Origin of the sequence: Streptomyces sp. NPDC099050, from assembly GCF_044759865.1 — a bacterium.
Classification (GTDB): Bacteria; Actinomycetota; Actinomycetes; order Streptomycetales; family Streptomycetaceae; genus Streptomyces.
Genome location: NZ_JBIWAE010000009.1, coordinates 15,494 through 28,041 on the forward strand (window position 1 = coordinate 15,494; position 12,548 = coordinate 28,041).

Sequence of the window (12,548 nt, forward strand, 5' to 3'; positions counted from 1 at the left end):
CTCTCGTCACATTCCTCGTCGTGGAGACGTGAAACCGTCTCCCAGGCCGGCGGCCACCTGCCGCAGGTACGGGTTGGTGGCTCGCTCACGGCCAATGGTCGTGTGCTCGTTGTGTCCGGGCAGCACCACGGTCGCGTCGTCGAGCGGCAGGCACACGCGGGCCAGCGATTCGAGCATGTCGGCGTGGCTGCCGCCGGGGAAGTCGGTGCGCCCGATGGAGCCGGCGAAGAGCAGGTCGCCCGAGAACAGCAGCGGCGGGATGTCCGCCGCCGCGGGCGTCCCGAAGGTCACCGACCCCCTGGTATGGCCGGGGGCGTGCGACACGGTGAGCTCCATGCCCGCGAGGGCGAGCTTCGCGCCGTCGGTCAGCGCCTTGACATCGGAGGGCTCCCCCACCGTGAGCTCGCCCATGAGCTGGGCTCCGAGGGAACGGCCCAGGGCCTTCTCCGGGTCGCTCATCATGAAGCGGTCCTCGGGATGGATCCAGGCCGGTACGTCGTGTGCTCCGCACACCGGGACCACCGAGGCCACATGATCGATGTGGCCATGGGTCAGGACGACCGCGACGGGCTTGAGCCGATGCTTCTTCAGCGTCTCCTCGACACCCTGGGTGGCCTGGTGGCCCGGGTCGATGATGACGCACTCCTCACCGGCGGCGGGGGCGACCACGTAGCAATTGGTCCCCCAGGCCCCGGCGGGGAATCCGGCAATCAGCACGTTCGTCCTCAATCGTCGTCCGGCGGGAGGCTTGCAGATCGGAATGCTGCTGCTCAGAGCCTACCGGCGCCGCTCATTACACAGCGAACCCATATACGGTACGGCCTAACCCAGCCCGGACAGTGGTACCAGATACGCACAAGGAGACGACCCGGTGGTCACGAGCGATCAGCGGCGGCGCCAGCTCGCCAGGGAAAAGTACGAACGCCAGCAGCAGCGGCGTGCCGAGGCGCGGCAGAAGTCGCGCAAGCGTCTCGCCGTGATCGGTGCGGCGGTGGCCGTGGTCGTCGCGGCGCTGGTCGGCCTCGTGGCCGGCGGTGTGTTCGACAAGGACAAGAAGGACGAGGCGGCCGACCCGGCCGCGACCCCCTCGGCCCCGGCCTCGGCCGCGCCCACGCCGCAGCAGTCCCCCTCCCCGGCGATGGCGATCGACGCCAAGGCGAAGTACACCTTCGGCCTGAAGACCAGCGCGGGCGACGTCACGTTCGAGATGGACGCGGCGAAGACCCCGCAGACGGTCAACTCGTTCAAGTCGCTCGCCGACAAGAAGTTCTTCGACAACACCAAGTGCCACCGTCTGACGACGGGCGGGATCTTCGTCCTGCAGTGCGGTGACCCGGAGGGCACGGGCAGGGGCGGCCCCGGCTACACCATCGCGGACGAGAACCTCGACGCGCTGGGCAAGCCCAACGCGACGGGCCAGGTCGTCTACCCGGCGGGCACGGTGGCGATGGCCAACACCGGCCAGCCCGGCACGGGCGGCAGCCAGTTCTTCCTGGTCTACAAGGACAGCCCGCTCCCCCCGTCGTACACCCCCTTCGGCAAGATCGACGCGGCCGGTCTGAAGGTGCTCGAAGAGGTGGCCAAGGCCGGTGTGGCCGACGGCGGCCAGGACGGCGCCCCCAAGACCCCCGTGACCATCGAGAAGGGCACCGTCACCCAGAACTGACCGGGACCGGGCGCCCCGGGCCCCGGCTGTATCCGCGATGACGCTTACGCCGCTACGGCGATATTCCGTCGTGCTGGATGCGGACAGCCGGCCCGGCGGTCGCCTATGTTGGCGTTGTGCAGGGCGGGCGCTGCCCGCCCCAGGAAACTGTGGACGATGCCCAGGGGGTGAACCCCTCGCAAGGCATCAGGTGGAGGAGGCGCTGTGAGCAGCGACCCGTGGGGCCGAGTCGACGAGACCGGCACCGTGTACGTGCGTACTGCCGATGGCGAGAAGGTCGTCGGCTCGTGGCAGGCCGGCACCCCGGAGGAGGCCCTGGCCTACTTCGAGCGCAAGTACGAGGGCCTGGTGGTCGAGATCGGCCTCCTCGAACGACGGGTGCGGACCACCGATCTGGCCGCCAAGGACGCCCAGACGGCCATCGATCACCTGCGTACCCAGGTGGACGAGCACCACGCCGTCGGCGACCTCGACGCGCTGCGCGTCCGGCTGGACAAGCTGGTGTCGACCGTGGACTCGCGCCGCGAGGAGCGCAAGGTCCAGAAGGCCAAGCAGACGGACGAGGCCCGTACGGCCAAGGACGCGCTCGTGGCCGAGGCCGAGGAGCTGGCGCAGAGCGACCAGTGGCGCAGCGCCGGCGAGCGGCTGCGGGCCCTGGTGGACATCTGGAAGGGTCTGCCCCGCCTCGACCGCAAGTCGGACGACGAGCTGTGGCACCGCTTCTCGCACGCCCGCTCCGCCTTCTCCAAGCGCCGCAAGGCCCACTTCGCCTCGCTCGACGCGCAGCGCGAGGACGCACGCAAGGTCAAGGAGAAGCTGGTCGCGGAGGCCGAGTCGCTGTCGAAGTCGGCCGACTGGGGTCCGACGGCCGCGCGCTACCGCGAGCTGATGGAGAACTGGAAGGCCGCCGGCCGCGCGCAGCGCGAGTCCGAGGACGACCTGTGGAACCGTTTCCGCGGCGCCCAGGACGTGTTCTTCGCGGCGCGCAGCGAGGTCTTCGCGGAGCGCGACGCCGAGCAGGTGGAGAACCTGAAGCTGAAGGAGGAGCTGGCCGACGAGGCCGAGAAGCTCGTCCCGATCACGGACCTGAAGGCGGCCCGTGCCGCGTTCCGCTCCCTGAACGAGCGCTGGGAGGCCATCGGCCACGTACCGCGGGACGCGCGTCCCAAGGTCGAGGGCCGGATGCACACCGTCGAGCGGGCCATCCAGGAGGCCGAGGAAGGCGAGTGGCGCCGTACGAACCCGGAGGCGCGGGCGCGTGCGGCCGGTCTGACGGGTCAGCTGCAGGCGGCGGTGGACAAGCTGCGCGGCCAGATCGACACGGCGCGCGCGCAGGGCAACAACTCCAGGGCCGACAAGCTGTCCCGGGAGCTGGAGGGCCGTCAGGCCCTGCTGGACCAGGCGCTGAAGGGTCTCGAGGAGTTCGGCGGCTGATTTCCCGGCCGCCCGGCATGGTGAAGGGGCCCCGGTACGCGGTGCGTACCGGGGCCCCTTCGCGTGTGCCCCGCTAAGGCCTGCGGGCCGAGGTCACGCGGTAGACGTCGTAGACGCCCTCGACGCCCCGTACGGCCTTCAGGACGTGGCCCAGGTGCTTCGGGTCGCCCATCTCGAAGGTGAACCGGGAGGTGGCCACCCGGTCGCGGGAGGTCTGCACGGCCGCCGACAGGATGTTCACGTGCTGGTCCGACAGGACCCGGGTGACGTCGGACAGCAGCCGGGACCGGTCGAGCGCCTCGACCTGGATGGCGACCAGGAAGACGGAGGACTGGGTGGGCGCCCACTCGACCTCCAGCATCCGCTCGGGCTCCTGGGAGAGCGAGTCCACGTTCACGCAGTCGGCGCGGTGAACCGATACGCCGCTGCCGCGCGTGACGAAGCCGACGATCGGGTCGCCGGGCACCGGGGTGCAGCAGCGGGCCAGCTTGACCCACACGTCCTCGACGCCCTTGACCACCACGCCCGGGTCGGCGTTTCCGCGGCGCGTGCTGCGGCCGCGGGCCGGCGGGATGGTGTCCTCGATGTCCTCGTTGGCCGCGTCCTCGCCGCCGAGGGCCTGGACCAGCTTCTGCACGACGTTCTGCGCGGTGACGTGGCCTTCGCCGATCGCCGCGTAGAGCGAGGAGATGTCGGGGTAGCGCATCTCGTGCGCGAGGGTGACGAGGGAGTCCCCGGTCAGGATGCGCTGGATCGGCAGGTTCTGCTTGCGCATGGCCCGCGCGATGGCGTCCTTGCCGTGCTCGATGGCCTCGTCGCGGCGCTCCTTGGAGAACCACGCGCGGATCTTGTTGCGGGCCCGGGGGGACTTGACGAAGCCCAGCCAGTCGCGGGACGGGCCGGCGCCCTCGGCCTTGGAGGTGAAGACCTCGACCAGGTCTCCGTTGTCGAGGGTCGATTCGAGCGGTACGAGCCGCCCGTTGACCCGCGCTCCTATGGTCCGGTGGCCGACCTCGGTGTGGACGGCGTACGCGAAGTCCACGGGGGTGGCTCCGGCCGGCAGGGCGATGACATCGCCCTTGGGCGTGAAGACGAAGACCTCGTTGCGCGAGAGGTCGAAGCGCAGCGAGTCGAGGAACTCGCTCGGGTCCTCGGTCTCCTTCTGCCAGTCCAGCAGCTGGCGCAGCCAGGCCATGTCGTTGACGGTGTCGTGGCCCGCGCTGCCCTTGGCCGCCTGCGGCACGTCGGTGCGTACCTTCGAGGTGCCGGCGACGGTCTGCTGCTTGTACTTCCAGTGCGCGGCGATGCCGTACTCGGCGCGGCGGTGCATGTCGAAGGTGCGGATCTGCAGCTCGACGGGCTTGCCGCTGGGTCCGATGACCGTCGTGTGGAGCGACTGGTACATGTTGAACTTCGGCATCGCGATGTAGTCCTTGAACCGGCCGGGGACCGGGTTCCAGCGCGCGTGCACGGTGCCGAGGGCGGCGTAACAGTCCCGGACGGTGTCGACGAGGACCCGGATGCCGACCAGGTCGTAGATCTCGGCGAAGTCGCGGCCGCGCACGATCATCTTCTGGTACACGCTGTAGTAGTGCTTGGGGCGCCCGGTGACGGTGGCCTTGATGCGGGCGGCCCGGAGGTCGGCCATCACCTCGTCGGTGACGACGGTGAGGTACTCGTCCCGCTTGGGTGCCCTTTCGGCCACCAGCCGCACGATCTCGTCGTACATCTTGGGGTAGAGGATCGCGAAGGCGAGGTCCTCCAGCTCCCACTTGATGGTGTTCATGCCCAGCCGGTGCGCCAGCGGGGCGTAGATCTCCAGCGTCTCGCGGGCCTTCTTCTCCTGCTTCTCGCGCTTGAGGTAGCGCATGGTGCGCATGTTGTGCAGCCGGTCGGCGAGCTTGATCACGAGGACCCGGGGGTCCTTCGCCATGGCCACGACCATCTTGCGGACGGTCTCGGCCTGGGCGGCCTCGCCGAACTTGACCCGGTCGAGCTTGGTGACCCCGTCGACGAGCAGGGTCACCGCGTCGCCGAAGTCGCGCCGCAGGTCCTCCAGCCCGTACTCGGTGTCCTCCACGGTGTCGTGGAGCAGCCCCGCCATCAGCGTGGCCGGGTCCATGCCCAGCTCGGCGAGGATCGTGGTCACCGCGAGCGGGTGGGTGATGTACGGGTCGCCGCTCTTGCGCTTCTGACCGCGGTGCCAGCGCTCGGCGACCTGGTAGGCCTGCTCGATCTGCCGCAGCGTGGCCGTCTCGATCTTGGGGTCGTTGCTGCGGACTATGCGGAGCAGCGGTTCCAGGACCGGGTTGTACGGGTTGGAGCGCTGCCCACCGAGGCGGGCCAGCCGGGCGCGCACCCGATGGGAGGACCCGGCCGACTTCGCGGACGCGGGCTTGACCGGCAGTGCCGGCGGAGCCGGCGGGGGCGTGGCGGCGGCGGCCGCGGCCGGCTGCTCGGCCTCCGGGTCGGGCTGCGCGGCGGAGATTGGCTGGACCTCGTCTGGCAAGAGCGCTCCTCAGGGGGTCCCCCCGCACGGAGTGTGGGGGAGGATCCGGTGCCCGTGTCCGGTCCGGATAACCCATCGTAGCGAGGGTTCCGGCACCCCGTTCCCCGAGTCCACCCCGACTCCTGCCGGCCCGGCCACATCCCGCACCGGGCCCGGCCACATCCAGCCCGTCCGGCGTTTGGGGACCGGGGTCCGGGGCGGAGCCCCGGCTGGGGGTCCCCCCGGACGGAGTCTGGGGGATGGAGGAAGGGAGGGCAGGAGACTCCGCCCCGCGCGGCGGCCCGCACACGCCGAAGCGGGCGCGCTCCGGGATTTCCCGGTGCACGCCCGCTTCGGGGAGAGCAGGGTCAGACCACGATCAGCGCGTCCAGCGGCGCATCGCCCAGCGCCGGCAGCAGCCGCTCACGCCCCGGCAGGAACGAGAGTTCCATCAGGACCGCGACCCCGGCGACCTCCGCCCCCGCCCGCCGGATCAGCTCCAGCGAGGCGGCCGCGGTGCCACCGGTGGCCAGCACGTCGTCGATGACCATGACCCGGTCGTCGGCGCACAGCGCCTCCGCGTGGATCTCGATCTCCGCCGACCCGTACTCCAGGTCGTAGGACTGCAGGAGCGTCGCCCCGGGCAGCTTGCCGGCCTTGCGGACCGGTACGAAGCCGATGCCCGCCTGGACGGCCACCGGAGCCGCCAGGATGAATCCCCGCGCCTCCAGCCCGACGATCTTCGTCGCCCCGTACTGCCCGGCCAGGGCCACCAGCGCGTCCGTGAGGGCGCCGAAGGCCTTCGGGTCGGCCAGCAGCGGGGTGATGTCCTTGAACATCACGCCCGGCTTCGGGTAGTCCTCGACGTCCGTGATCCGGCTGAGCAGCAGGTCCCGTACGCCGGAGGGCAGCTCCGCGGTCACCGGCGCCGTCCCGACCGGCCCTGCGCCACTACCTCGGGCGCGTCTTCGGTCCCGGCGTCCTCGGCCGACTCGCCCCTGGCCTCAGCCGACGCACGCTTGGCGAGCACCCGCTTCTTCAGGGCCTTCATCGCCGGCTCGCGCTCCTTCAGGTCCACGACCAGCGGGGTCGCGATGAAGATCGACGAGTAGGCACCGGCCGCGAGGCCGACGAACAGCGACAGCGAGATGTCGTTCAGCATGCCGGCGTCGAGGATGCCGCCACCGATGAAGAGCAGGGCCCCGACCGGGAGCAGTGCCACGACGGTGGTGTTGATCGAGCGGACCAGGGTGCCGTTGATGCTGCGGTTGGCAACCTCGCTGTACGTCCAGCGGGACTGCTTGGTGATGTCCTTCGAGCCCTCCTTGAGACCGTCGAAGACGACGACGGTGTCGTAGAGGGAGTAACCGAGGATGGTCAGCAGACCGATGACCGTACCCGGGGTGACCTCGAAGCCGACCAGCGCGTACACGCCGACGGTGATGGTGAGGTCGTGGATCAGCGCGATGAGCGCCGCGACCGCCATCCGCCACTCGAAGGCGATGGCCAGGTAGATCACCACGAGGACCATGAAGACGCCGAGGCCGGTCCAGGCCTTGTTGGCGATCTGCTCGCCCCAGCTGGGGCCGACCAGGTCCGCGTTGATCTGCGTCGCGTCGACCTTGAGGTCGGCGGCGAGCTTGGTCTTCACGTCGGCCGCGGCGGCGGTGTCCAGTTCCGAGATCTGGATGCGCAGGCCGCCGGTGCCGAGCTTCTGGACGATCGCGTCGTGGCCGGAGGCCTCCTCCGCGTCCTCGCGGGCCTGCTGCTCCGAGACGGAGGTCTTCGGAGTGGTGAAGACGGCACCGCCCTTGAACTCGATGCCCATGTTCAGGCCCGAGACGGCCACGGCCACGATCGCCGTGATGGTGATCAGGATGGAAACGCCGTACCAGACGAAGCGCTTGCCGACGAAGTCGTAGCCGACCTCACCCCGGTACAGCTTGGCGCCGAGATCTCCGAGCTTCGACATCTCTCACGCCTCCTTTGCGTCGACGGGAACGGAGACGGTCGCGGCGGCCGCGTCGGAGCCGGTACGACGCGAGCGTCGCAGCGGCGGCTTCGCGCCCAGTCGCTTCGGGTCCAGCCCGGACCACGGGTGACCGCTGGCGAAGAAGTTCGTACGGGCCAGCAGCGTCATGACGGGCTTGGTGAAGAGGAACACCACGACCACGTCGAGCAGGGTGGTCAGACCCAGGGTGAAGGCGAAGCCCTGCACCTTGCCGACGGTGACGATGAACAGCACCGCGGCGGCCAGGAACGACACGAAGTCGGAGACCAGGATCGTGCGGCGGGCGCGCGGCCAGGCACGCTCGACGGCCGGACGCAGGGTGCGGCCCTCGCGGATCTCGTCCCGGATGCGTTCGAAGTACACGATGAAGGAGTCGGCTGTGATGCCGATCGCGACGATCGCACCACAGACCGCCGGCAGGTTCAGCGCGAAGCCGATGCCCTTACCGAGCAGCACCATGATCGTGTAGGTGAGGATGCCGGAGACGATGAGGCTGATGATGGCGACGAACGCCAGACCCCGGTAGTACGCCAGCAGGTAGATCACCACGAGGGCGAGGCCGATGGCACCGGCGATGAGGCCGGCCTTCAGCTGCTCGCCGCCGAGCGCGGCGGTGACGGTGGTGACGCTGTCCTCCTGGAAGGACAGCGGCAGGGCGCCGTACGAGAGCATGTTGCCCAGGTCCATCGCGGACTTCTGGTCAAAGCTGCCGGAGATCTCGGCGTTGCCGCCGGTCAGCGCCTCGCGGACGCTCGGGTCGGAGATGACCTGGCCGTCGAGCACGATGGCGAACTGGTTCTGCGGCTCCTGCTTGGCGGCGAGCTCACCGGTGATCTTGGCGAACTTGTCGGCGCCCTTGTCGGTGAACTGCATCGTGACGATCCAGATGCCGCGCTGCTGGTCGATCTGACCCTTGGCGTCCTTCACGTCCTTGCCGTCGACCTGGGCCGGACCGAGCACCCACTTGTACCAAACGTCGCCGCGCTTGCCGCAGGCGAGCGTCGGGTCCTCGGGCTTGACGTCCTTGCTGACGGCGGTGCGCTGCGCCTCGTCGGTGCAGTCGAGCGCGGCGAACTTCGCCTGCAGGGCCGCCGCGGCGGCCTGGTCGGCGGACGTCGCGGACGGCGACGCGGACGGCGAGGTGGACGGGGTCGCCTTGTCGTCTGCCTTCTTCGACTCGCTCGCCGAGGGCGAGGGAGAGGGGGCGTTCGGGGCCTTGAGGGCCTCGCTGACCGCACGGCCCTGGGAAGTGGCGCTGGACGACGGAGTGGCCGCACTGGCGGACGGGCTGCCGGAGCCGCTCGGGGCGGCGCTCGGAGAGCCGCTCTGGCTGGCCTCCGGGGGAGCCGGGGCACCCTCGGTGACGGCGAGCACGGGGCGGAAGTAGAGCTGGGCGGTGGTACCGACCTGCTCGCGCGCCTGCTGCTCGTTCGTCCCCTTGGGGATGTTCACGATGATGTGGTCGCGGCCCTGGGTCTGGACCTCGGCCTCCGACACACCGAGACCGTTGACGCGGCGCTCGATGATGCCGACCGCCGTGTTCATGTTGGTCTCGTTGATCGCGTCCGGCTTGCCGGGCTCGCTCTTGGCCTTGAGCGTGATGCTCGTACCGCCGGCGAGGTCGATGCCGAGTCGCGGCGTCGTCTGCTTCGAGAGGAACATCCCCGCGGTGAGCGCCACCATCGCGATCAGGATGATGGCCAGGGAACGCCCCGGCCTCCCCTGAGCCCCCGTGGGCCGCCGGCCCTTCTTCGGTGCTGCCACCTTGTCGTATCTCCCTGTCCAACCGTCCCGCGCCGGGTCAGCGCGCGGACGGCCACGAAATGTGTGTGGGGACCCCTGCCCCCCGCAGAAGGGTCACTGGCGGGGACCGACGGGGCTGCCGGTCAGGCGGCCCGCTCGGTCCCCGGCCCAGCGCTACTTCGCGCCGGCGTCGCCGTCGCTCTTGCCGTCCTTGGGCTCGTCGCCCTTGGGCTCGTCCGCCGAGGGCTCGTCGGCCTTGGGCTCGTCCTTCTTGCCCAGGTCGAGCTTGGGGGCCTCGTCCCCGGTCAGGGAGGACGCGTCGTCCGGGACGACCGGCGTGTCGATCGTCAGATCATCAGTGATGCCGTGGACGATGCGGTTGTACTCCTCGTCCTCCAGCACGGCGCCGATGGAGTTCTTCGCGTAGATCGCGTGGACGCCGGGGGCCACCTCGAGCGTGACGGTGTCTTCACCGATCTCCTTCACCGTGGCGTACATGCCGCCGATGGTGCGGACGCCGGTGCCGGCGGTCAGCTGGTCGCGCATCTGCACGGCCGCCTGCTGCTTCTTCTTCTGGCTGCGGGTCAGCAGGAACATCGCCCCGATGATCAGCACGAACGGAAGGAGGGACATGATATTCACGGGGCGCAGGTCCTTCGCATCGACCGCACGAGCGCACGGCCTTTGTACGGGGGGTGGGTACGCCGACCGTAAGGGTCGGCATCGGCGGAGTCTAGGCGAGTCCGCACCGATGGAACAACGCCCAGCATGTCACCGCAGTTCCTGAGGGGGCGAACCTCCGCGCCGTCAGGTCCCGAAGAGGCCCTGTTGTCCGCTTGATCCGTTCCCGCCCTGCTGTGGCGGGACAAGCCCCAGGTGAGCCCATGCGGCCGGGGTCGCGACCCGCCCCCGCGGGGTCCTGGCCAGGAGCCCCTCCCGTACGAGGAACGGCTCGGCCACCTCCTCCACGGTCTCCCGCTCCTCGCCCACGGCCACGGCGAGCGTCGACAGGCCGACGGGACCCCCGCCGAAGAGCTTCAGGAGCGCCTCCAGGACGGCCCGGTCCAGCCGGTCGAGCCCGCGCTCGTCGACCTCGTAGACCTTCAGGGCGGTGCCGGCAACCTCGCGGTTGATCACGCCGTCGGCCCTGACCTGGGCGTAGTCGCGGACGCGGCGCAGCAGCCGGTTGGCGATACGGGGGGTTCCGCGCGAGCGGCCGGCGATCTCGGCGGCGCCGGCGGTGTCGATCTCCACGTCGAGGAGCCGCGCGGAGCGGTGGATGACGCGCTCCAGCTCCTCGGGGGCATAGAACTCCATGTGGCCGGTGAAGCCGAAGCGGTCGCGCAGCGGGGGCGGGAGCAGACCGGCCCGGGTCGTGGCCCCGACGAGGGTGAACGGGGGAAGTTCCAGCGGGATGGCGGTGGCCCCCGGCCCCTTCCCGACGATCACGTCGACGCGGAAGTCCTCCATGGCCATGTAGAGCATTTCCTCGGCGGGCCGGGACATCCGGTGGATCTCGTCCAGGAAGAGCACCTCGCCCTCCTGGAGGGAGGAGAGGATGGCCGCGAGGTCGCCCGCGTGCTGGATCGCGGGGCCGGAGGTGATCCGGATGGGCGCGCCCATCTCGGCCGCGATGATCATGGACAGGGTGGTCTTCCCCAGGCCCGGGGCACCCGACAGCAGCACGTGATCGGCGGTGGCACCGCGCTGACGGGCCGCCTTCAGGACGAGGTCCAGCTGCTGGCGGACCTTCTCCTGCCCGACGAACTCGCCGAGGTCCTTGGGCCGCAGGGCCGCCTCGACGGCGGTGTCCTCGCCGTCCGCCGCGGCCGCGACGATCCGGTCGTCGCTCTCGTCATCCCAGTTCACGGTGTCAGTCTGCCTTCTCGGGGTGGTGCGGTGGTCTGTGCGCGGGGCCGTATCCCGGGGCTCCGCACCCGTTTACCGGGCCCGGTTCAGGGACTGGAGGGCCGCCCTCAGGAGCTGCGGAACCGGGGCCGAGCCGCCGGCGGCGATCGCGGCCTCCGCCTGCGGGGTGACGGCCGAGACCGCGTCGTCCGCGTCGCGGGGCGCGTAGCCCAGCCCGATCAGGGCGGCGGAGAGCTGCTCCGACCAGGGCGCCGGGCCGGAGGCCGCCGCGCGCTGCGCGCCGACCATGCCGCTCGATCCCAGCGGCGCGCCGAGCTTGTCCTTGAGGTCCAGCAGGAGCTTCTGCGCGCCCTTCTTCCCGATGCCGGAGACGGCCATCAGGGCCTTCTCGTCCCCCACCGAGACGGCTACGCGCAGCGCGTCCGGGCTGTGCACCGCCAGCATCGCCTGCGCGAGCTTCGGTCCGACCCCGCTCGCGGTCTGCAGGAGCTCGAAGACCTGGCGCTCGTCGTCGTCGGCGAAGCCGTACAGCGTCAGCGAGTCCTCCCGTACGACCAGGGACGTCGCCAGCCGGGCCGGCTCACCGGTCCGCAGGCCCGCGAGGGTGTTCGGCGTGCAGTGCACGGCCATGCCCACTCCCCCGACCTCGATGACGGCCAGGTGGGGGGCGAGCGCGGCGACCGGGCCGCTGACGAAGGCGATCATGTGGTGCGGCCTTTCAGGGCGCTGGCATGCCGGTTGACGGCCTGCTGGAGGCGGTTCTGCGCGGGGGCGCGCCAGATGTGGCAGATGGCGAGGGCGAGGGCGTCCGCGGCGTCGGCGGGCTTGGGCGGGGCGGACAGCCGCAGCAGCCGGGTGACCATGGCTCCGACCTGCGCCTTGTCGGCGCGTCCGCTGCCGGTGACGGCGGCCTTGACCTCGCTCGGGGTGTGCAGCGCGACCGGTATCCCGCGGCGCGCGGCGCACAGCATGGCAACGGCACTGGCCTGGGCGGTGCCCATCACCGTGCTGACGTTGTGCTGGCTGAACACCCGCTCCACCGCGAGGACTTCGGGGCGGTACTCGTCGAGCCACTCCTCGATGCCCCGCTCGATGCCGACGAGCCGGTCGCCCAACTCGGCGTCCGCGGGCGTCCGTACGACCCCCACGCCCAGCATCGTCAGGGGGCGGCCCGCCACCCCCTCGACCACACCGACACCACATCGGGTCAGGCCCGGGTCAACGCCCAGTACGCGCACCGCACACCCTTCCCTCGATCACCCGTCCGTGTCCGTGCAGGCTATCCGGCACCACTGACAAAGAACGGGCCGACAGGGTGTGTCCTGTCGGCCCGTCGA

11 protein-coding genes are annotated in these 12,548 nt (G+C 70.5%); 2 read left to right on the forward strand and 9 right to left on the reverse strand.

Annotation, left to right across the window (positions count from 1 at the left end; genetic code table 11):
- Window positions 1-6 precede the first annotated feature (6 nt).
- Window positions 7-717: an MBL fold metallo-hydrolase gene (locus ACIQV3_RS16985; RefSeq protein ID WP_403713185.1), complete on the reverse strand. Its 711-nt coding sequence runs from the start codon at window positions 715-717 to the stop codon at window positions 7-9.
- Window positions 718-871: 154 nt separating this feature from the next.
- On the opposite strand from ACIQV3_RS16985, the gene ACIQV3_RS16990 reads away from it, so the two are divergent.
- On the forward strand, window positions 872-1,666 hold the full coding sequence (locus ACIQV3_RS16990) for a peptidylprolyl isomerase (RefSeq protein WP_403713186.1): 795 nt from the start codon (window positions 872-874) through the stop codon (window positions 1,664-1,666).
- A 204-nt stretch (window positions 1,667-1,870) separates the two neighbouring features.
- Complete coding sequence (locus ACIQV3_RS16995; protein WP_403713188.1) at window positions 1,871-3,100, forward strand: DUF349 domain-containing protein; 1,230 nt, start codon at window positions 1,871-1,873, stop codon at window positions 3,098-3,100.
- A 73-nt stretch (window positions 3,101-3,173) separates the two neighbouring features.
- On the opposite strand, the gene ACIQV3_RS17000 is transcribed toward ACIQV3_RS16995, so the two are convergent.
- From ACIQV3_RS17000 to ruvC, 8 genes are all read right to left on the reverse strand, one after another.
- On the reverse strand, window positions 3,174-5,609 hold the full coding sequence (locus ACIQV3_RS17000; RefSeq protein ID WP_403713189.1) for a RelA/SpoT family protein: 2,436 nt from the start codon (window positions 5,607-5,609) through the stop codon (window positions 3,174-3,176).
- A gap of 347 nt (window positions 5,610-5,956) precedes the next feature.
- Window positions 5,957-6,511 (reverse strand): adenine phosphoribosyltransferase, encoded by a 555-nt coding sequence (locus ACIQV3_RS17005; RefSeq protein WP_383955410.1) that lies wholly within the window; start codon window positions 6,509-6,511, stop codon window positions 5,957-5,959.
- On the reverse strand, window positions 6,508-7,560 hold the full coding sequence (secF, locus tag ACIQV3_RS17010) for a protein translocase subunit SecF (RefSeq protein ID WP_403713190.1): 1,053 nt from the start codon (window positions 7,558-7,560) through the stop codon (window positions 6,508-6,510). The genes ACIQV3_RS17005 and secF overlap by 4 nt, the downstream gene beginning before the upstream one ends.
- Window positions 7,561-7,563: 3 nt before the next feature.
- Window positions 7,564-9,363 carry a protein translocase subunit SecD gene (gene secD / locus ACIQV3_RS17015; protein WP_403713191.1) on the reverse strand — a complete coding sequence of 600 codons (1,800 nt, stop codon included), beginning with the start codon at window positions 9,361-9,363 and terminating at the stop codon, window positions 7,564-7,566.
- A 153-nt stretch (window positions 9,364-9,516) separates the two neighbouring features.
- A complete protein-coding gene (gene yajC, locus ACIQV3_RS17020; RefSeq protein ID WP_403713192.1) occupies window positions 9,517-9,984 on the reverse strand; it encodes a preprotein translocase subunit YajC in 468 nt (155 codons plus the stop codon).
- A 165-nt stretch (window positions 9,985-10,149) separates the two neighbouring features.
- A complete protein-coding gene (gene ruvB / locus ACIQV3_RS17025; protein ID WP_327251803.1) occupies window positions 10,150-11,211 on the reverse strand; it encodes a Holliday junction branch migration DNA helicase RuvB in 1,062 nt (353 codons plus the stop codon).
- A 72-nt stretch (window positions 11,212-11,283) separates the two neighbouring features.
- A complete protein-coding gene (gene ruvA / locus ACIQV3_RS17030) occupies window positions 11,284-11,916 on the reverse strand; it encodes a Holliday junction branch migration protein RuvA (protein WP_403713193.1) in 633 nt (210 codons plus the stop codon).
- Entirely contained in the window at window positions 11,913-12,449 is a 537-nt protein-coding gene (ruvC, locus tag ACIQV3_RS17035) for a crossover junction endodeoxyribonuclease RuvC (RefSeq protein ID WP_403713194.1), read from the reverse strand. The genes ruvA and ruvC overlap by 4 nt, the downstream gene beginning before the upstream one ends.
- Between the last annotated feature and the right edge of the window lie 99 nt (window positions 12,450-12,548).

What these genes read in the sequence shown, in the direction of transcription:
- secF (WP_403713190.1), bottom strand. Translation starts at nt 7,560, where the DNA reads ATGTCGAAGCTCGGAGATCTCGGCGCCAAGCTGTACCGGGGTGAGGTC.
- ruvA (WP_403713193.1), bottom strand. Translation starts at nt 11,916, where the DNA reads ATGATCGCCTTCGTCAGCGGCCCGGTCGCCGCGCTCGCCCCCCACCTG.